At 69.9% G+C, this 19,488-nt stretch carries 21 protein-coding genes; 13 read left to right on the forward strand and 8 right to left on the reverse strand.

Features of this window, described 5'->3' with window-relative positions; translation table 11 throughout:
• Positions 1 to 27 precede the first annotated feature (27 nt).
• The 4 genes from EOINJALH_RS14680 to EOINJALH_RS14695 are packed head-to-tail and all read left to right on the forward strand — an operon-like array spanning position 28 to position 3,319.
• A complete protein-coding gene (locus tag EOINJALH_RS14680; protein WP_088281249.1) occupies positions 28 to 603 on the forward strand; it encodes a flavoprotein in 576 nt (191 codons plus the stop codon).
• Positions 582 to 2,027 carry a DUF6513 domain-containing protein gene (locus EOINJALH_RS14685; protein WP_088281252.1) on the forward strand — a complete coding sequence of 482 codons (1,446 nt, stop codon included), beginning with the start codon at positions 582 to 584 and terminating at the stop codon, positions 2,025 to 2,027. The genes EOINJALH_RS14680 and EOINJALH_RS14685 overlap by 22 nt, the downstream gene beginning before the upstream one ends.
• Positions 2,024 to 2,599 (forward strand): DUF447 domain-containing protein, encoded by a 576-nt coding sequence (locus EOINJALH_RS14690; RefSeq protein ID WP_088281255.1) that lies wholly within the window; start codon positions 2,024 to 2,026, stop codon positions 2,597 to 2,599. Before EOINJALH_RS14685 ends, EOINJALH_RS14690 begins: the two co-directional genes overlap by 4 nt.
• A gap of 21 nt (positions 2,600 to 2,620) precedes the next feature.
• Positions 2,621 to 3,319: a (5-formylfuran-3-yl)methyl phosphate synthase gene (locus tag EOINJALH_RS14695; RefSeq protein ID WP_088281257.1), complete on the forward strand. Its 699-nt coding sequence runs from the start codon at positions 2,621 to 2,623 to the stop codon at positions 3,317 to 3,319.
• 37 nt (positions 3,320 to 3,356) lie between these two features.
• On the opposite strand, the gene EOINJALH_RS14700 is transcribed toward EOINJALH_RS14695, so the two are convergent.
• Together EOINJALH_RS14700 and EOINJALH_RS14705 are read right to left on the reverse strand one after the other, a co-directional pair.
• Positions 3,357 to 3,956: an aspartate kinase gene (locus tag EOINJALH_RS14700; RefSeq protein WP_088281259.1), complete on the reverse strand. Its 600-nt coding sequence runs from the start codon at positions 3,954 to 3,956 to the stop codon at positions 3,357 to 3,359.
• Positions 3,956 to 5,080 (reverse strand): hydantoinase/oxoprolinase family protein, encoded by a 1,125-nt coding sequence (locus EOINJALH_RS14705; RefSeq protein ID WP_088281262.1) that lies wholly within the window; start codon positions 5,078 to 5,080, stop codon positions 3,956 to 3,958. The genes EOINJALH_RS14700 and EOINJALH_RS14705 overlap by 1 nt, the downstream gene beginning before the upstream one ends.
• Positions 5,081 to 5,199: 119 nt before the next feature.
• Here EOINJALH_RS14705 and EOINJALH_RS14710 point away from each other — a divergent pair, with 119 nt between their 5' ends.
• From EOINJALH_RS14710 to folP, 9 genes are all read left to right on the forward strand, one after another.
• A complete protein-coding gene (locus tag EOINJALH_RS14710; protein WP_088281427.1) occupies positions 5,200 to 5,916 on the forward strand; it encodes a HisA/HisF-related TIM barrel protein in 717 nt (238 codons plus the stop codon).
• 218 nt (positions 5,917 to 6,134) lie between these two features.
• The gene (locus tag EOINJALH_RS14715) at positions 6,135 to 7,439 is read left to right on the forward strand and encodes a formylmethanofuran dehydrogenase (protein WP_088281264.1); all 1,305 of its coding nucleotides are present in this window, start codon (positions 6,135 to 6,137) and stop codon (positions 7,437 to 7,439) included.
• Positions 7,436 to 9,133, forward strand: a complete 1,698-nt coding sequence (locus tag EOINJALH_RS14720) for a formylmethanofuran dehydrogenase subunit A (RefSeq protein WP_088281267.1) — start codon at positions 7,436 to 7,438, stop codon at positions 9,131 to 9,133. The genes EOINJALH_RS14715 and EOINJALH_RS14720 overlap by 4 nt, the downstream gene beginning before the upstream one ends.
• Complete coding sequence (gene fhcD / locus EOINJALH_RS14725; RefSeq protein ID WP_234413850.1) at positions 9,130 to 10,068, forward strand: formylmethanofuran--tetrahydromethanopterin N-formyltransferase; 939 nt, start codon at positions 9,130 to 9,132, stop codon at positions 10,066 to 10,068. The genes EOINJALH_RS14720 and fhcD overlap by 4 nt, the downstream gene beginning before the upstream one ends.
• The gene (locus EOINJALH_RS14730) at positions 10,065 to 10,880 is read left to right on the forward strand and encodes a formylmethanofuran dehydrogenase subunit C (protein WP_088281269.1); all 816 of its coding nucleotides are present in this window, start codon (positions 10,065 to 10,067) and stop codon (positions 10,878 to 10,880) included. The genes fhcD and EOINJALH_RS14730 overlap by 4 nt, the downstream gene beginning before the upstream one ends.
• Positions 10,881 to 10,934: 54 nt before the next feature.
• Positions 10,935 to 11,468: a formaldehyde-activating enzyme gene (gene fae / locus EOINJALH_RS14735; RefSeq protein WP_088281271.1), complete on the forward strand. Its 534-nt coding sequence runs from the start codon at positions 10,935 to 10,937 to the stop codon at positions 11,466 to 11,468.
• A 22-nt stretch (positions 11,469 to 11,490) separates the two neighbouring features.
• Positions 11,491 to 12,171: an HAD family phosphatase gene (locus tag EOINJALH_RS14740; protein WP_088281273.1), complete on the forward strand. Its 681-nt coding sequence runs from the start codon at positions 11,491 to 11,493 to the stop codon at positions 12,169 to 12,171.
• Positions 12,172 to 12,378: 207 nt separating this feature from the next.
• Positions 12,379 to 13,542, forward strand: coding sequence for a methyl-accepting chemotaxis protein (locus tag EOINJALH_RS14745; RefSeq protein WP_088281275.1), 1,164 nt, complete (start codon positions 12,379 to 12,381; stop codon positions 13,540 to 13,542).
• Positions 13,543 to 13,592: 50 nt separating this feature from the next.
• A complete protein-coding gene (folP, locus tag EOINJALH_RS14750) occupies positions 13,593 to 14,480 on the forward strand; it encodes a dihydropteroate synthase (protein WP_088281277.1) in 888 nt (295 codons plus the stop codon).
• 7 nt (positions 14,481 to 14,487) lie between these two features.
• On the opposite strand, the gene EOINJALH_RS14755 is transcribed toward folP, so the two are convergent.
• The 6 genes from EOINJALH_RS14755 to EOINJALH_RS14780 are packed head-to-tail and all read right to left on the reverse strand — an operon-like array spanning position 14,488 to position 19,416.
• Positions 14,488 to 15,021: a thioredoxin family protein gene (locus tag EOINJALH_RS14755; RefSeq protein ID WP_088281431.1), complete on the reverse strand. Its 534-nt coding sequence runs from the start codon at positions 15,019 to 15,021 to the stop codon at positions 14,488 to 14,490.
• Positions 15,022 to 15,079: 58 nt separating this feature from the next.
• Positions 15,080 to 15,913, reverse strand: a complete 834-nt coding sequence (locus tag EOINJALH_RS14760) for a quinoprotein dehydrogenase-associated SoxYZ-like carrier (protein WP_234413851.1) — start codon at positions 15,911 to 15,913, stop codon at positions 15,080 to 15,082.
• Between the two features lie 5 nt (positions 15,914 to 15,918).
• Positions 15,919 to 16,914 carry an MBL fold metallo-hydrolase gene (locus EOINJALH_RS14765; RefSeq protein ID WP_234413852.1) on the reverse strand — a complete coding sequence of 332 codons (996 nt, stop codon included), beginning with the start codon at positions 16,912 to 16,914 and terminating at the stop codon, positions 15,919 to 15,921.
• Positions 16,915 to 17,472, reverse strand: coding sequence for an SRPBCC family protein (locus EOINJALH_RS14770; protein ID WP_234413853.1), 558 nt, complete (start codon positions 17,470 to 17,472; stop codon positions 16,915 to 16,917).
• A 40-nt stretch (positions 17,473 to 17,512) separates the two neighbouring features.
• The gene (locus EOINJALH_RS14775; RefSeq protein WP_088281286.1) at positions 17,513 to 18,520 is read right to left on the reverse strand and encodes a YncE family protein; all 1,008 of its coding nucleotides are present in this window, start codon (positions 18,518 to 18,520) and stop codon (positions 17,513 to 17,515) included.
• A gap of 26 nt (positions 18,521 to 18,546) precedes the next feature.
• Positions 18,547 to 19,416 (reverse strand): quinoprotein dehydrogenase-associated SoxYZ-like carrier, encoded by an 870-nt coding sequence (locus EOINJALH_RS14780; RefSeq protein WP_234413854.1) that lies wholly within the window; start codon positions 19,414 to 19,416, stop codon positions 18,547 to 18,549.
• Positions 19,417 to 19,488 lie beyond the last annotated feature (72 nt).

Raw genomic sequence — 19,488 nt, forward strand, 5'->3', positions numbered from 1 at the left:
GTCTCGCCAGATCCAGACGACGCCACCATGGCCGACGACTCGCCACCCCGTTCGCGCTTTGCGTGGTGCGTCACCGGCTCCGGGCATTTCCTGGACGAATCGATGGCACTGGCGGCGCGCCTGCCCGATGTCGACCTGTTCCTGTCGAGCGCAGGCGAAGAGGTGCTGGAGATCTACCAGCAGACGCTCGACGACCTGCGGTCGCGCTTTCGCGTGTTCCGCGACAAGACGGCCAGCGGCGTGCCGGTGGGCATGCTGTACGACGATGTCTATCACACCGTGATCGTGGCGCCGGCCACCAGCAACACCGTGGCCAAGTGCGCCTTCGGCATCAGCGACACCTTGCCTACCAACATGTTCGCGCAGGCGGGCAAGCTGGGCATCCCGGGCATCGTCTTTGCGTGCGACACCGAGCCGGTGGTGGTCACCAAGTCGCCACACGACTGGGTGACGCTGCGGCCGCGGCGCATCGAACTCGACAACGTCGAGCGCCTGCGCAGCATCGACCACTGCCATGTCGTCGCGTCGCCAGCCGAACTCGAGGCCGTGCTCGAGGCGCGGCTGAAGGAACTCTCGCTCGCATGGAACACATCCTCTTCCTGACCGGCCACCTGGCGCAGCCGAGTCTGGAACGGGTGCTGTCCGGGCTCGAGCCGGCGCCGTTCACCTGGGAGGTGCGCGACCTGGGTCTGCAGGTGGCGGCGCTGATGACCGCCGACATGGTCCGGCGTCGCCTGCCGCATCCGGTGAACGCACCGGTGAACACCGCCGGGGAGGGCGCCCCGCGGCGGATCGACCGGGTCATCGTGCCCGGGCGATGCCGCGGCGATGTCGACGGGCTGTCGAGCCACCTCGGCGTCACGGTGCAGCGCGGTCCCGAAGACCTGAAGGACCTGCCGCGCTTCTTCAGCCGGGCCGCCAAGCCGATCGCGCTGGACGACTACCGGGTGCAGATCTTCAGCGAGATCGTCGATGCGCCGCGGCTGAGCGTGGCGCAGATCGTCGAACGGGCACGGGCGCTGCAGTCGGACGGCGCCAACGTCATCGACCTGGGCTGCCTGCCCGACACCGCGTTCGAGCACCTGGCCGACAGCGTGCGGGCGCTCAAGGCCGAGGGATTGCGCGTCAGCGTCGATTCGATGGACCCGCAGGAACTGCTGCGCGGTGGCCAGGCCGGCGCCGACTTCCTGCTCAGCCTGACAGTGGACACCTTGTGGGTCGCCAGAGAGGTGGCGTCGGTGCCGGTGCTGATCGGGCGAAGTCCGGACGACGAGGCGTCGCTGTGCGAGGCCATCGAGACGATGCAGGGCGAGGGCCGGCCGTTCCTGGCCGACGCCATCCTCGACCCGATTCCTTTCGGTCTGGCCGCGTCGATCGTGCGATATCACCGCTTGCGAGAGCGTTTCCCCCAGGTGCCGATCATGATGGGCGTGGGCAACCTCACGGAGCTGACCGAGGCGGACACCAGCGGCATCAACGCGCTGCTGTTCGGCCTGTGCGCCGAACTTGACGTGGCCGCGGTGTTGACCACGCAGGTCAGCCCGCACGCCCGGCGCGCGGTGAAGGAGGCCGACTGGGCCCGGCGCATCATGCACGCCGCCCACCGCCACCGCACCTTGCCGAAGGGCTTGAGCGATGCCTTGAACACGGTGCATGCCAGGTACCCGTTCCCCGACACACCCGAGGAGATCGCGGCCACGGCGGCTCAGGTGCGCGACCCGAACTTCCGCATCCAGGTGTCCGGCGACGGGGTGCACGTCTACAACCGCGACGGCCTGCGCCTGGGGCAGGGCGCCTTCGAGCTTTGGCCGCAACTGGGGCTGGAGGACGACGCCGGCCACGCGTTCTACATGGGCGTCGAACTCGCGCGCGCCGAGATCGCCCTGCAACTGGGCAAGCGCTACGTGCAGGACCAGCCGTTGACCTGGGGATGCGCCGTGGACCGTACCGACCCCGACCTGGACGCGTGGTGCGCCCCTGGCACGCCCCTGGCTCATGGTTCGGGTCGCAAAGAACCTACCCGATGAACGACGTGATCTACGAGACGGTGGTGACGACCCTGTCGCCGGATGGGCGGCCGCACGTGGCGCCGATGGGCGTGCGCTACCGGGGCGACCAGGTCGTGCTGATGCCGTTCAAGCCATCGACCACGCACGACAACATCGTCGCCACCGGCCAAGCCGTGCTCAACCTGCTGACCGACACGCGCGTCTTCGCCGGCTGCGTGACCGGCCGTCGCGAGTGGCCCACGCTGCCTGCGCAGGCCATCCGCGGGGTGCGCCTGGCCTGCGCATTGCGGCATGTCGAGTTGACGCTGGCCGAACGCATCGACGACGTCCAGCGGCCGGTGCTGTGCATGGCGCGTGCGCACGAAGCCGTCCACGCCGATTTCCTCGGCTTCAACCGGGCCCAGGCCGCGGTCATCGAAGGCGCCGTGCTGGTCAGCCGGTTGCGCATGCTGCCGCCCGAGAAGGTCGACAGCGAGATGGCCTACCTGCAGATCGCCATCGACAAGACCGCCGGCCCCGAGGAGCGCGAGGCCTGGGGTTGGCTGCACGACGCCATCGCCCGTCACCGTGCCAGCCCACCATCCCCCTGAACCGGAATCGGATCCCGAGCCATGAAATTGCTGATCAGCGTGCGAAGCGTCGACGAGGCCCTGGTAGCCTCCAGCGGCGGCGCCGACTTCATCGACCTGAAGGAACCCGGCCAGGGCGCGCTGGGTGGCCTGCCCACGGCGACCATCCGCGAGATCGTCGGCGCATTGCGAGCGCGCGGCGTCGCCGGCGAGATCAGCGCCACGATCGGCGATGTGCCGATGCACGAGGCGGCCCGCATCGCCGCCTGTGTGCAGGCGGTGGGCGCATGCGGTGTCGACTACGTCAAGGTGGGCATCGAGCGCCGGCCCGAGGCCCGCGCCGTGCTGGACGCCTTGGCCGACTGCGGCCGACCCGTCGTGCCGGTGTTCATCGCCGACCAGGGCCTGGACTTCGACGAGGTGGCGCGGGCCTGCACGCAGGGCTTTCCGGCCCTGATGGTCGACACGGCGGACAAGCTGTGCGGCAGCCTGTTCGACGTGCTGCCGATGGCCGACCTGCGCCGATTCGTCGACATGGTGCGCGCGAGCGGCGCTCTGGTCGGGCTGGCCGGAGCGCTTCGGCTCGCCGACGAGGCCCGGCTGAAGTCGCTGCAACCGGACTTCGCAGGGTTCCGAAGTGCCGTGTGTGCGGGCGACCGCAGTTCGACGCTCGACCCGCACCGGCTGCAGGTCCTGGCCCGGCAGATGCGGGAGCAGCCGGCCCTGGCCGTCGGCGCATGAGCCCGCGGCGCTGGTGGGCGCCGACAGGGCAGAACCTTCAACCACCGATCTGACGCACCTCGCCGATCAGCATCGAGCGGATTCGGCTCAGATCGTCGTGATGGACGATCTCGATCGGGAACGACACCCCAACCGACAGCGCCGCAAAGCGCCGGTCGAGCACGCCCGCCTCGGTCAACTGGGCCAGGCTGGCCACCGGGTCGATGGTGCACGACTTGACCACGACCAGTCGCTCGGCGTTGAGCCGCCGCGCCAGTTCCAGTGCGATGCTGTCCGAGGTGACGTCCCAGTTGGTGTTGGGGTCGGCCTGGTCGCGCTGCAGTTCGAACGGTAGCCACAACGCGGTCTGGCCGTTGTGCAGCACGCGGCGGATGTCGGCCTTGCTGCGCGTCAGTTGCAGGGCGGGGTTCAGCGCATGCACCAGGTAGGCCATCTGCGCCATCGCCAGCACCGCCATGTTGTGGGCACTGAGGTCGTTGAAATCCCAGTGCGCCTGCGCGCGCCTGGCCTCGTCGGCAAAGCCGCCGCCGCCGCACACCACGGTGACACGGCCACCCCCGCATTGCGACAGCAGATCCAGCCAGGCCGGCAGCATCGCATGCGTGGCCAGGCTGCCGCCGATCTTGACGATCCACATCAGCGTTGGCCCTCATGCCGCTGGGCGGCCACCGCCACGCTGGGCGCGCAGACCTGGGCCCAGCGTTGGACAGCGTCGCGGCCACCGAACGCATCGGCCGCCACGGGCGCCACTTGCGTGCCGTAGGCGACGATGCCGGGGCGGGCCGGGCCATCGATGGCCACCGCCATCACGTCGTGAACCAGGAAATCGCCGCAACCCGCCGAGACGATCGTGGCATCGGGCCCGAGCCCATGCTGCGCCATCACCCGCCGCACCTGGCCCGCCAGTTCGCCCACCTGGGCGCTGCGCCAAGCGCCAGCAAAGGCGCGCCAGTCTTCCGGTGACGCGTCCCGCGCATCGAGGCCGATCATCCGCGCCAGGCGCTGGCGGCTGGACGGCAGGTCCTTCGAGGCGCCGTCCGCCGCGGGGTGCTGGTCGTGCGCCGGCGCCAGTTCGCCGGTGAGCCTGTAGACGTCGGCGGTGGTGGCGAAGAACTCGTTCATGACGTTGTGCGGCACGTCCTGCCAGTCGATGCGCCGGGCCAGCGCGCACAGCGGGGTGCGCACCACGCCGTGGTACACCAGCTCGCCGCTGGCCAGGCGCTGTGCGTCGGTGCGACAGGCGGTGGCCACCTGTCCCGCCTTAAAGGCGATCAGGTCGGTGGTGGTGCTGCCGATGTCCACGAGCAGGCCTTCCCCTTGCCCGTGACGGAAGTGCTGCGCGCAGTGCCGTGCCGTGGCCAGCCAGTTGGCCGATGCGATCGCCTCCCAATGGGCCCGGACCTCGTCCGGACGGCACCAGCCGGCATCGCCGGCATAGAAGCGCACCGTGCCAGGCGGGCGGTCGGGCCCGTCCTGCAATGCGTTCGACAGCGCCTCGGCGATGCGCTGCACGCCCATCTCGCGGTGCGGGAACAGGTCCACCATTTCGCCGGTCATGGTCACGGCGTGATCGGCGGCCGACAGTTCGGGCCAGCGCTGCCGCGCCGCGTCCAGCACCGGCGACAGTCGATCCAGGCCTTGCCACAACGGGCAGGCCCATTGCGCCACGTCGACCACCCGGCCTTGCCGAAGCAGGCACGCCTTGACGTGGGCGCCGCCAATGTCCCAGCCGATCACCGGCGGTGCGGTGCGGTCGGTCATCGGGCGCCCCATCGGCAGGGTGCCGCACGGCCGGGCCCACCGGCAGACGTGGTCGTCATAATCCCCAAGCGCGCTCCTTCCGGACCGTCGCCATCCTCGTGCAGACCCGTGCCAACGACATGATCCTCATTCCTGTGATTGACCTCATGCACGGTCAGGTGGTGCGTGCGGTACGCGGCAACCGTCAAAGCTATCGGCCGATCGAATCGACGCTGTGCCGGGGCAGCGTCCCCGTGGACGTGGCCTCGGTGCTGTGCGACCACTGCGCGTCGCCGCTGCTGTACATCGCCGATCTCGATGCGCTGCTTGGCCGGGTGACCCAGGTGTCCGTGCTGCAGGATCTGCTGCGCGCCTTGCCGGCCACCGAGATCTGGCTCGACGCCGGATTCGCCAGTGCCGAGGCGGCCAGGCGCCTGCGCGACGCCCTGGGTGCCGATGGCGCACGGGTGGTGCCGGTCTTCGCCAGCGAATCGCTCGACTCCCGCGCCGAACTGCAACGCTGCTTTGCCGACGCCGCCCATCCTGCGGGGCGCGATGGCGTGCTGTCGCTCGACCGACGCGATGGCCAGCGGCTCGACGCCGCCGGCTGCTGGGACGCGCCCGAGCTGTGGCCCGCCCGGGTGATCGTGATGACGCTCGAACGGGTCGGTTCCGACGCCGGCCCCGACCTGGACACCTTGGCCGACGTGCGCCGCAAATCCCCGGGCGTCTTCGCCATCGGGGCCGGCGGCATCCGCGATGCGGCCGACCTCGATCGCGCGGCCCAGGCCGGTGCCGGCGCCTGGCTGGTGGCCAGCGCCTTGCACGACGGTCGGCTGGCCCGGGTGTCGGGCTGAGGCCTTCGCAGGGCAGATCGCATTCGCATGGCCCGGCGAGCATCACGATTCGTGCCATCGCCCCACAGGCGCCACAGCGGCAGCCGCGGGCCCTTGCTCCGCCACTTGTGCCACAGCGGCCGCGACACTGTGTCTCGGTTCTGGCTTCTGCGGCCCGAGTGCGCACCTCGGCCACTGGTGAGGCTGGCGTGGCACATCGCTTGCGTCAGGGGCCCTTCATGACAGAAACCTTCGCGCTGCCGTCGGCCGGCGACAGCCCCTGGACCTGCCCCTTTTGCCCCCTGGCCTGCGACCACCTTGGTGTGGCCGTCGACACCACCTCGCAGACACTGACCCTGCAAGGCGGTGCATGCGTGCGGGCGAGTGCGGCACTGGCCCAGTTCAACGAGCGTCCTTCGGCCGCCACGCCGTCGATCGACGGCCAGCCTTGCAGCCTGGATTCGGCCCTGCAGGCGGCCGAAGGCCTGCTGCGGGCCAGCCGGCAACCGCTGTTCGGCGGCCTGGGCACCGACGTGGCCGGCGCGCGCGCGCTGTACCCGCTGGCCTGCGCCACCGGCGCCATCTGCGAGCCGCTGGGCGGCGCGGCGCTGATGCATGGCCTGAGGGCGCTGCAGGACCGAGGGCAGTTCACCGCCACGCTGTCCGAGGTGCGCACGCGGGCCGACGTGATCGTCTTCATCGGCGGCGTGCCGGCGGATGTGGCGCCGTTGATCGGGCTGCGGTGCGGCATCGGCGATGCCCAGGTGCCGCAGCGCCGCGTGGTCGTGCTCGGGCCCTCGTCGGGCTGCCAGGCCTTGCTCGAGGCCTGGGCAGGGCAGGGCGGGGTGCAGGTGGAGGCGGTCCCGTTGGATGGCGACCTGTTCGACACCGTGTCGCAACTGGCCGTGCTGGTGTCCGGACGCAGCCTGCCGGCCGCGCCGCCAGCGCTGCAGCAGTTGGCTGCCACCTTGCGGGGAGCGCGCTATGGCGTGCTCGTGGGCTCGCCGCCTCGGCTGCCGGCCAACGGCGCACTCGTCGTCGAGGCGGTGCACCAGATCGTCGGCAGCCTCAATCGCAGCACGCGCGCTGCCGCGCTGTGGATCGGTGGCGGCAACGGCGTGGCCACGGCGAACCAGGTGTTCGCGTGGCTGTCGGGCCTGCCGCTGCGCTCGCGGCTCGGGCCGCGCGGGCTGGAACACGAGCCGCTGCTGTTCGATGCCGGCCGGCTGCTCGCCGACGGAGCCGTCGACGCCTTGCTGTGGGTGTCCAGCTTCGACGCCACGGCCGCCCCACCGGCGAACGCCTTGCCCATGGTCGTGCTGGGTCCGCCGGGCATGGCCTCGCGCTGCCTGCGCAGCGACGGACCCACGGTGTTCATCCCGGTGACCACGCCCGGCATCGGCAGCGATGGCCACCTCTTCCGCACCGACGGCACGGTGCTGATGCCCTTGAACCGCGTGTTCAGCGACCACCTGCCCACGGTGGCCGAGGTCGCCGGGCGCCTGATGGCGGCGATCTCCCAGGCTGAAAGGACCACGGCATGAACAGCCTCCTGCTGCGGGGCGGCCTGGTGGTCGATCCGGTCCACCATGCGACGGGCCAACGGCGGGACGTGGCCGTGCGCGACGGCCGCATCGTGGCGCCGATGGCCGGCGAGCCCTTCGACGACGAGATCGATGCCACCGGCTGTGTCGTGATGGCGGGCGGCATCGACATGCACACTCACATCGGCGGTGGCAAGGTCAACCTGGCGCGCATGCTGATGGCCGAAGACCACCGCAGCGGCGCAAACCCGATCGCGCCGCCGGGCAATCCGCTCGAGCTGGCCTCGTGCGGCAGCTGCGCGCCGGGCACGCTGGCCACCGGTTACCGCTACGTCGAGATGGGCTACACCTCGGCGTTCGAGCCCGCGATGGTGCCCAGCAACGCCCGCCATGCGCACATGGAGATGGGCGACGTGCCCATCCTCGACCACGGCGCCTACGTGATGCTCGGCAACGACGAGCTGTTCCTGCAGCTGCTTGCCGAGGGCGGGCCCCAGGGCAGCAACTTCTCGCAGTTGCGCGACTACACCGCGTGGACCATCGGTGCCAGCAAGGCGATGGGGGTGAAGGTCGTCAACCCGGGCGGCATCTCGGCCTTCAAGTTCAACCAGCGCAAGCTCGACGTGAACGAGCCGCATGTGCACTGGCAGGTGACGCCGCGCCAGGTGGTGCACACGCTCGCGCGCGCACTGCGCGAACTGGGCGTGCCGCACCCGCTGCACATCCATGGCAGCAACCTGGGCGTGGCGGGCAACATCGAGTCCACGCTCGAGACCATCGCCGCACTCGAGGGCCTGCCGGCGCACTTCACCCACATCCAGTTCCATGCCTACGGCAAGGAGGGGCCGAAGAAGTTCTCGTCGGCTGCCGTGCAACTGGCCGAGGCGGTCAATGCGAACCCGCAGATCAGCATCGACGTCGGGCAGGTCATGTTCGGGCAGACCGTCACGGCCTCGGGCGACACGATGCGCCAGTACGCCCAATCGGGCCTGGCCAATCCGCGCAAATGGGTCGGTGCCGACATCGAGGGCATGGCCGGCTGCGGCGTGGTGCCGTTCCGCTATCGCGAGCAGAGCTTCGTGAACGCGCTGCAGTGGACCATCGGCCTCGAGGTCTTCCTGCTGGTGCGCAACCCCTGGCAGGTGGTGCTGACCACCGACCACCCGAATGGCGGCCCGTTCACCAGCTACCCGCACCTGATCAAGCTGCTGATGAACCGCGACTTCCGCAACGAGCAACTCGCCAAGCTGCACCCCGAGGTGGCGGCGAACAGCGCCCTGCGGTCGATCACGCGGGAGCTGTCGCTGGACGAGATCGCCGTGATGACCCGCGCCGCGCCGGCGCGGCTGCTGGGGCTGACCGACCGCGGCCAGCTCGGCGTCGGCGCCGCCGCCGACATCGCGGTGTACCGTGAGGATGCCGACCGCGAGGCGATGTTCCGCACCCCCGAGCACGTGTTCAAGGACGGCACCCTGGTCGCGCGCGCCGGCCGCGTCATGGCCACGCCGGTGGGCGGCACGCACTTCGTCGAGCCCGGCTTCGACCCCGCGATCGAGAAGACTCTGCGCCGCCACTGGCAGGACCATGGGGCGATCCGCTTCGACCACGTGGCCATCGGCCGCGACGAGCTGTGCCAGTGCTGCAACGGTGGTCGCCTGCTGCCGGCGGCGTGCTTCGAAGGCGCGGCAACATGAGCGAGTCGATGGTCCCCACGCTGGTCCGCAACGGCGTGCTGGTCGACGACAGCTTCGCCGAGGCCTTTCCGATGAAGGCCACGCGACTCGTCGTCACCGCCCACACCCTGGCCTGGGCGCGCCACGCGGCCGTGGCCGCTACCGGCTTCGCCACCTCGGTCATCGCCTGCGGCTGCGAGGCTGGCATCGAGCGCGAACTCGAGGCCGACCAGACGCCCGACGGTCGGCCCGGCGTGAGCCTGCTCATCTTCTCGATGTCGGGCAAGGAACTCGCCAAGCAGGTGGAGCGCCGTGTCGGCCAATGCGTGCTGACCTGCCCGACCACGGCGGTGTTCGCCGGCCTGCACGAGGGCGAGGCCATCCCGCTGGGCAAGAACCTGCGCTTCTTCGGTGACGGCTGGCAGATCTCCAAGCTCATCGCCGGCGTGCGCTACTGGCGCATCCCGGTGATGGACGGCGAGTTCGTCGCCCAGGAGACCACGGCGGTGGTCAAGGGCGTGGGCGGTGGCAATCTGCTGCTGCTGTGCCGCGACACCGACAGCGCGCTCGCGGTGGCCGAGGCCGCCGTGGCGGCGATGAAGACGCTGCCGAACGTGATCATGCCTTTCCCGGGCGGCGTGGTGCGCTCGGGATCGAAGGTGGGCAGCAAGTACCTGGCGCTCGGGGCCTCGACCAACGACGCCTTCTGCCCCAGCCTGATCGGCCTGGTCGACAAGACCGAGCTGACACCCCAGACGCGCTGCGTGATGGAGATCGTGATCGACGGATTGACCGAAGCCGACGTGGGCGCCGCCATGCGCGTGGGCATGCAGGCCGGCATCGCGATCGGCGCCGCCGGGGGGCTGCTGCGCATCTCGGCCGGCAACTACGGCGGCAAGCTCGGCCCCTTCCACTTCCACTTGCGCAAGCTGCTGGGCGATGGAGGTGACGCATGAGCGGTTGGCGCCTCATCCTCCGACAGCCGCCCGCCCTGCGGCTCGACCTGACCGGGCTCACGCCCACGGCACTGGCAGCGTTGACCGCGGCCGACGTCGAGCGCCTGCCGATTGGCCATGGCAACCGGACACTGCCGCTGGGCGAGTTCTTTTCGCTGCAGCCCGGCGCAGATGACACGCTGCGCCTCGAAGGCGACCTCTCGTGCTGCGACCGCGTCGGCTGGCAGATGGCCGGGGGGCAGCTCGTGGTAGACGGCAGCGTGGGCCACTATGCGGGCGCCGGCATGACGTCGGGCACGCTGCACGTCCGCGGCCACGCCGGCCTGCTGGCGGCCTGCGAGATGGCTGGCGGTCGCCTCACGGTGGACGGCGACGTGGGCGATTTTGCCGCCAGCACGCTGCCCGGCAGCATGGACGGCATGCGCGGCGGCACCTTGGTGGTCGCTGGCAACGCCGGGGCACGATTCGGCGACCGCATGCGGCGCGGCACGGCCGTCGTGTTCGGCCATGCCGGCGATTTCCTGGCCTCGCGGATGGTGGCCGGCACCATTGCGCTGGGGGGCACGGCCGGTGCCCACCTGGGCTACGGCATGCGCCGCGGCAGTTTGGTGCTGGCCTCCGACGGCCCGCCGATGCCACCGCCACCCACCTTCGTGCCCGCGGTGGCCGATGCCCTGGTGTTCTGGCAGCTCCTGTCACGCGATCTGGCCCGCCACGGCGGGCCCTTTGCCCAGCTGCCGAAGCGGCGCATCGAGCGCCATCTGGGCGACCTGGCCGCAGGCGGCAAAGGCGAGCTGATCACCGTGTGCTGATTCTTCTGGCGAGCGCGTCCTGCGCTGCGCCGTTTTCCTCCTGGAGTTCGATCGATGTCCGACAAGTACGTGTTCCATGCCGGTGAAGCCACCGTGTTCGCGGCCGAAGGCCAGTTCACCGACGCCATGCCTGAGATCCTGATCGGGCGAACCGACGGTCCGGTGGGGCAGGCCTTCGCCAACATGATGGCGCAGACCAAGGGCCACACCGCGATGTTCGCCATCCGCGCCTGCAACCAGCTCGTGCGGCCGGCCACCATCATCGTGCCGAAGGTGACGCTGAAGGACATGGCCAACATCGACCTGTTCGGCGGGGTGGTGCAGGGCGCCACCGCCGATGCGGTGGTCGATTGCCTGATCGAGGGCGTCATCCCCAAGGACATCGCCAACGAGCTGTGCATCATCAGCCTGGTGTGGATCGACCCGCGCTGCGCGAAGGACCCGAACTTCGACAAGAAGGACATGTACCGCACCAACTACGAGGCGACCAAGCTCGCCATCCGGCGTGCGCTGAACAACGAGCCCTCGGTGGACGAACTGATCGCCAACAGGCACAAGATCAAGCACGACATGGACGACTGGAGCTGACGGGCGCTGGCGGCACCTCGCCGTGACGGCCTCTGCCGCCCGCAGGCTGGCCCTGTTCGACCTGGACCACACGCTGATCCCGTTCGACAGCGGCATGGCCTGGACCCAGTTCCTGGTCGGCCGCGGGGCACTGCCCGCCGAGGCCGAGGCCCGCTACCTGGGCTATTGCCACCAGTACGTGGCGGGCACGCTGGACATCCACGACATGCACCGCGCCCACATGGCGCCGCTGGCGCGGTTCGCGGCGTCGCAGCTGGCGGCGTGGCAAACCGAGTTCGCCGCGTCCGTGGAACCGCGCGTGCCGGCCAGCGCACGCGAACTGGTGCGTCGCCACCTCGACGCGGGTGATGTGTGCCTGATCGTCACCGCCACCACCCGCCTGGTGGCCGAACCGATGGCGCGGCTGTTCGACGTGCCTCACCTGCTGTGCACCGAAGCGGTGGTGCGGGATGGCGTGCCCACTGGCGACATCGACGGCCTGCCCTGCTATGCCGGCCACAAGGTCACCCGGGTGCAGGCCTGGCTGGACCGGCTCGACCCCCCTCGACAACTGGGTGGGTTCGAGAGCAGCTGGTTCTACAGCGATTCCGCCAGCGACCTGCCGCTGTTGAAGGCGGTCAGCCACCCGGTGGTGGTGCGACCGGACGCGCGCCTGAGCCTGCATGCACAGGCCGCGGGGTGGCCCCAACTCTCGCTGGACTGACGCCTCGCGTTCGGATCGGCACGGATGGCTCCCGCGGCGGACCGTGACGGGCAGCGCGCCGCGCCTGCCCACACACGCCCACCGTTCGTGAACTGTCGTTCAAGTCACCCCTTGTTCAGTCGATAAGGGGTTGATCTGCGTCCACAAAATGCGTCGCAGCCCAGGACGCTTCCGCGTCATCGCCCATCCGCTCGCCAAAGGAACGCCATGCAATGGATCCGCAACATCAGCCTGGTCAAGCGCGTGACCTACGGTTTCGGACTGATGGCGCTCGTCGCGCTGGCGCTGGGTGCCACCGGGATCTGGGCGCTCGGCGCGCTGGCGGCTGAGTTCCAGCAACTGGCCGGTCCGGCCGGCAAAGGCCCGCTGCCGTCGGTGGCCGGGCTGCAATGGCTGCTCGGTTCGGCGTCGGTGGTCGGCTGCGTGCTGTCGCTGGTGGGCGGCTGGATGACGCGCTCGAGCGTGAAGCATTCGGTGGAAGACACGGTGCAATGCGTCGTCCGCATCGCCCACGGTGACCTGGAAACCAAGATCGAATCGCCCGGCAAGGACGAGATCTCCTGGTTGCGCCACGAGCTCAACAGCATGCGCAAGAAGCTGCGCACCATGGTGGTCGAAGTGCGGCAGACGGTGGACAGTGTGAACACCGCGTCCAGCGAGATCGCCAGCGGCAACATCGATCTGTCGGCGCGCACCGAGCGACAGGCCAGCGCGCTGCAGGAGACCGCCAGTTCGATGCAGCAGTTCAACCACATCGTCAAGCTCAATGCCGACAGCACGATGGAGGCCAGCACGCTGGTGGCCCAGTCGCGCGACGTTGCCACGCGCGGCTCGACCGTGATGCGCGAGGCCGTCGAGCGCATGGGCGAAATCCTGTCCAGCGCCACCCGCATCGGCGACATCGTCGGTGTCATCGATGGCATTGCCTTCCAGACCAACATCCTCGCGCTGAACGCGGCCGTCGAGGCAGCGCGCGCCGGCGAACATGGCCGCGGCTTCGCCGTCGTGGCGTCGGAGGTGCGCACGCTGGCGCAGCGCAGTTCCACCGCGGCGCGCGAGATCAAGGCCCTGATCGGCGACTCCACGTCCAAGGTGCAGGCCGGCTCGAAGCTGATCAACGATGCCGGCCACACGATGCAGGACCTGCTGGACGGCGTGTCGCGCGTGTCGCAACTGATCAGCGACATCACGCAGGCCAGCCAGTCGCAAAGCAGCGACATCGGCCACATGAGCCATGCCGTGCAGCAGCTCGACACCGTGACGCAGCAGAACGCGGCCTTGGTGGAGGAGATGTCGGCCACCGCGATGGCGCTGAAGGAGCAGTCGGGCCGCTTGAGCAAGTCGGTCGGCGCGTTCCAGGTGAACGCCTGACCACACGCTGCCGCGGCGGCCGCATCGCCCCGGCAGGCTAAAGTGCCGGCATGGACCTGAGCCCTGCCGCGACCGCCCCAGCCACTTGCAGCCACTGGCAGACCGCGCGATTCCGCCTGCCGCTCGACCGCGTGCGGATCATGGCGATCGTGAACGTCACGCCCGATTCGTTCTCCGACGGCGGCCTCGCCCTCGACGCCGCCACGGCCTTGAGGCGCTGCGAATCGCTGGTGCGACAGGGCGCCGACCTGCTGGACATCGGCGGCGAATCCACCCGCCCGGGCGCGCCGGCGGTGCCGATCGACGAGGAGCTGCGCCGCGTGCTGCCGGTGGTGCAGGGCGCGGTGACCCTGGGCGTGCCGGTATCAGTGGACACCAGCAAGCCCGAGGTGATCCGGGCCGTGCTCGACGCCGGCGTGGACATCATCAACGACGTGCGTGCGCTGCGCGACCCGCTGGCCCTGGCGGCCTGCGCGGCCCATCCCACCGCGGGCGTGTGCCTGATGCACATGCCCGGCGAGCCCGGCACCATGCAGTCGCTGGCTGTCTACGACGACGTGACACGCGAGGTGGGGGAGTACCTGGCGGCCCAGGCCGCGCGCACGGTTCGCGCCGGCATCGCCACCGATCGCATCGCGCTGGACCCTGGCTACGGCTTCGGCAAGACGCTCGAGCACAACTGCCAGCTGCTGCGTGAGCAACGCCAGTTGCTGTCGTTGGGCCACCCGCTGCTGGTGGGCCTGTCGCGCAAGAGCATGCTCGGCACCCTGACCGGTGGGCGGCCCGCGGCCGAACGCGTGGTGGCCAGCGTGACGGTGGCCCTGGCCGCCGCCGAGGCCGGCGCGCACGTGGTGCGCGTGCACGATGTGGCCGACACGGTGCAGGCCTTCGCGGTGTGGCGGGCCGTGCGCCCGCGCACCGCGCCGGACGTCGGTTGACCCAGGCCTACTGGACCAGGTTCAGGATCTCCAACTGCTCGGGCACCGTCTGGAAGGTGCCGTTGCCCGCGGGCATCTGCATCAGCGGCTTTGCCTGCTGGTTGAACAGCCACACGCTGGGATAGACCAGCATCCGGGCCCGCTCGTCGCCGATGCTGCGCTGGAACTCGGCATAGGGCAGCGACCGGTCGCCGATGCGGATGTACAGCAGGTCGGCCGTCACCATCAGCGCGCTGCGCAGGTCGACCACCAGGTACTTCGCCGCAAAATGCGGCACCAGGTCCTGCGCGTTGCGCTCCAGGAAAGCCTCGTAGCGCCGGCAGTACGGGCAGTCGTTGGCCCCCAGGTACACATAGAGCCGCTTGTTGTCGCGCCGTGCCCGTGCAAAGGCCTCGGTCAGATCGAACTCGTGGCGCGCGGGCATGCCCACGGGCTGCACCACCATCGGCGCATAGGCCGCCGGCAGGCCGGCAGCGAGCGCGCGCGGGGGCATCCAGCCCAGCCACAGGGCCACCAACGCGGCCAGCAGCAGCCGGGGCATGGTGGGCATTGCCTTGCGTGCGCGAAGAGCGGCCATGGTCGATGGTGGGCCGGTCGGGCTATCGAACACCCAGGGTGCCGATCCAGCGGCCATCCTTCGAGTCCTCGACCTCGGCCTTCAGCTGGCCTTCGCCGCGCGGCACGAAGTTGAAGCGCAGGGTCGGGTTCTCGCTGACCGAGAAGTCGAGGTCGGCGTCGAACACCTTGCGGTCGGCATAGCTCACCTTGATCGACCGCACGAAATGCGCCGGGATGTACATCACCGTCACCTGGTTGAGCTCGAAGCCGGTGTCGTTCGGGTGCAGCACGGTCACCTCGGCCGGTGTGGGGCGGTTCATCGCCACCGGCTCCGGCAGGGTCAGCACCGTCTTGCCGATCAGGTTCAGCGCGCTGCGGTTGGGCGGCGCCGAGCAGCCGCCAGAGGTCTTGACGTAGCGCGAATCGGTGTGCAGCCGGCCATTGGACAGCTCTGCGACGACGCGAACGTGGCTGTACTCGTCCACCCGCAGGCGGGTCTCGAAGTCGGCCTGGCCGACCTCGGTGGTCAGGTCGAGCACGGCCGCCACCGGCGACGGGTTCTTGTCGACCAGCAGGTACAGGCGCTTGATGTACAGATCGGCGGTCTGCGGCAGCTTGGACACGATCTTGATCGGCACCGAGGCGCCATAGGCCGCCCGCAAGGGGGCGATGATCTGCACCGTGCCCGGGGTGGCGTCGATGGGCCGCGACTGGAACAGCCGCGTGCGCAGGGCTTCCCATTCGGGCGACGAGTCGGTGTGGGTGGCCGACGGCAGGCCGCCGGGCGCCGCCCGCGCCGCGGGGCCAGCGGCCACCAGCAGGAAGGCCGACACGAAGATCGCGAACAGCTTGCCGGTCATCAGGGTCTTGCGCATGGGTGTCATTCCTTGAGGTCGGCCCGCCTGAACAGCAGGTCGCGTTCATGGCGAACGAAGAGTATCGAGGCATTGCGCCGGTGGATCGTGTCGTACTGGTCCCACCCGGCGGCCTCGGGCACTTCGGCCGCATCGGGCACCGCGCTCAACGCGACGCCCGACTGCAGCAGGTCCAGCACACGCTGCTTGAGCTGGCCGAGGTAGTGCTGCACCTCGTCCAGCACCTGTGCCGATGCGACCGGCCCATGGCCGGGTACCACGACGCGCGGGCGCAGCCGACGCATGGCCCCGAGGGCCGAGAGCCAGCCGTCGTGATCGCTGTCCTGCACATCGGGCACCCGCTGGTGGTCGATCAGACCACCAGCGAACAGGCTGCCGGTGCGTTCGTCCAGCACGGCGATGTCGCCGGGCCCGCTGGAGTGCCCGAAGTACAGCACGCGGACCGGCCGGCCGATGGTGTCGATGGCGTGCGAGTCGTCGAACTCGCGGTCGGGCTTGAGCATCTCGGTACCACGCATCTCGTCGTCGCCCAATTGCCGCTGCAGCGTCTTCAGGCATCGCTCGCAGCGCGCGCGCATCAGCCCGGCGGCCTTGTTGTGCATGGCGATCGGGATGGCCTGTTCGCGGAACGCCATCGCCCCGAACAGGAACTCCTGGCGCGTGTGCGTGATCAGCACCTGGCGCACCGGCTTGTCGGTGACGCGGCGGATCTCGGCCAGCAGGGCCACGCCGTGCCGGTAGGATGTGCCGGTGTCGATGGCCAGCACGCCGTCGGGGCCGACGATGAAGCCGGCATTGCCGATGCGCCCGAGCGTGTCGGCATCGACCTCCCCCGGCAGGCCACGGACCATGTGCACCCCGGCGGCGACCTCGACGGCGCGCCCGGCCCGGTCACCTTCTGCCGCGACGACCGGGCCGCCCGATGCGCAGCCCGCCAGCAGCCCGGCCAGCAGCACCGCGCCGACCGCGGCCACCGAAACACCCCAGCGAGCCACGCGCACTCAGCTGCCTTCGACCAGCTTCTTCAGTTGCTCGAGCCCGCTCTTGTACACGCCGGTGACGGCCTTGACCGCGGCCTCGTCGTTGCGGTCGGGCGGCGGGTCGTTGTTCGGGTGGCCGCGGTAGAAGGCACCACGCCATTCGACGACGGCTTGATTGCCTTCGCCACTGACGGCGATGGTGGAGGTGTAGTTGGTGACCGGCAATGCACCGCCGTCCTTGGCGCGGTAGCTGTAGCGCATCTTGGCCTCGTCGTAGGCCTCCAGCGTCTCGGTCAGTTCACCGCCCCCCTTGAGCTTGATCTGCCGCACCGACCCGACCGTGTTGCCGTTGTCGGCCGGGCTCTCGGCCACCGCCGGATGCCAGGCCTGCAGGGCGGCAAAGTCCTTGATCCGGGCCCACACCGCTGCCGGCGGGGCGTTGATGGTGATCTTCTCGTTCGCCTTCTGGCGGGTGGGCCCGTGGGCCAGTGCCGCGACGGGCCACAGCGTGGCGATCGAGGCGGTCAGAGCGACGGCCATCAGGGCGCCAGTGCGCCGGTTGCAACGGAGGGGCAGCATGCGATGTCTTTCGTGTCCTGCAGGGGTTGGTGTGAAGAAGTCAGGGTGCAATGGGCGCACCGATGAAGGCGCCGAAACCTCGGCTGTTCTTGCCGGTGGCCACGGTGCCCAGGGCTCGGCCGCTGCGCGCATCGAGCACGCTCACGTTGTCGTCCATCCAGTTCACCACGTAGACGCGGTCACCATGCGCGGCCACGCCTTCCGGGTAGGCAAAGCCGGTGAGGGTGCGCAGCAGCGTCAGCGAGGCGGTGTCGATCACGCTGACGCTGTCCTCGTGCTGGTTGGTCACGTACAGCAGGGTGCCCTGTGCCGCCAGGGCCGCCCCATACGGGGCCTTGCCGACCTTGATGGTGGCGACCACGGCCAGGCGATCGGGATCGCGCGTGTCGAGCACCGTCACGTCGTCGCTTTGCACGTTGAGCGCATAGAGCCGCTGGCGCGGGGCATCGAAGAGCAGGGCGAACGGATGCTTGCCGACCTGCACCCGCGTGCGTACCCGCTGCGCCCGGGTGTCGACCAGCGCCACGCTGTCGTCGTCGCGCTCGGCCACGAACACCGTGTCGGCGCGGTCGCTGGCCGCCACGCCGGCCGGCGCCTTGCCGACCGCGATGCTGGCCAGCAGGGCGCTCCCACCCGCGGCCGACGCGGCAGGGCGCGTGTCGAACACCAGCAGGCGGTCGCGGAACCAGTCGGCGGCATAGACGCGCGAACCGTCGGGCGCGGCGTCGATGCCCACCGGGCCCTCGCCAGCGGCCAGCGTGCCCACCACCGACTGCGTGCGCATGTCGATCACCGAGATGGACTTGCTGTCGGGGTTCGAGATGAAGACCCGCCCTGCGGGGCTGGAGGCCACCACGCCCGCCGGCGATCGGCCCACCGGCACCGTGGCCACCACCGCCTGCGTGGCCAGGTCGATCACCGACACATCGTGGCTGCCCTGGTTGGTGATGTAGGCGAACGGTGCCGCCAGCACACGGGCCGGCACGGCGGTGGCCAATGCCAGGCAGACGACTTGGCCAAGGAGCGCGGCGAGACTGGGCAGGCGCATCGACGGGGACGGTGGGCGAGGGTGGCTCAATCGGGGCGCCGAAGCACCATCGCGCTCTGGAAGCGCAGGTCGTTGGAATCGATGACCTCGGCCTTCAACTCGCCGTCGCCACGGGGCACGAAGTAGAAGCGGAAGTTCGGGTTCTCGCTGATCGAGAAATCGACGTCCGCGGACATCACGGGCTGGCCGGCGTAGGTGACGTTCACCTGCCGCACGAAATGCGCCGGCGTGAACAGCCTCGACACCTGGTCCATCGCCAGCCCCGAGTTGTTGGGGTGGCTGATCATCAGCTGCGCCAGCACCGGCTCGGTGCCCGTGGGCGTGCCTTCGACACGGATGCGCATGCGGCCCAGCGTGGCCAGCGCCGCCTGAGCGTCCTTGCCAGGGGGCGCCGAACAGCCGCCAGAGGCCTTGACGAAGCGCGTGACCATGTGCAGCTGGCCGTCGTTGGTCTCGGCAATGGCGCGCACGTGCGTGTACTCGTCGATGCGCACGCGGGTCTCGATGTCGGCGCGGCCGCTCAGCGGCGTGAACTTGAAGATCGCGGCAATCGGCGACGGGTTGTTGTCGATGACGAGGTAGACCTTCTCGATGTAGCGCGCCGGCGTCTGCGCCCAACGCGTCTTGATCGCGATCGGCACGATGGCGGCGTCTTCGGCGCGCACCGGCAGTTCGAGCGACAGCACCGCGTCGCCGTCTGACGCGATCGGGCGGGTCTGGAAAAGGCTGGCCCGCACCTTCTGCCAGATGGCACTGGCCTCCGGGTTGTCGCCGGTCTTGATCTGGGCGCGTGCCGGGCCTGCGGCGCCAAACAAGCCGACCAGCAACGCCATGCCGATCATTGCCGTGCGGAACAGCACCGTGGCGCTGTCGTGGTTCCGGAATCGGAGTTCCATGGTGATCAACCTCTGGGTGTCGGGGGTGGCAGGCGATCCACTCGATTCGGGAGCGGGCAGCCTCGGGTGCAG

The sequence above is a fragment of the Ideonella sp. A 288 genome, assembly GCF_002198735.1.
Classification (GTDB): domain Bacteria; phylum Pseudomonadota; class Gammaproteobacteria; order Burkholderiales; family Burkholderiaceae_C; genus Pseudaquabacterium.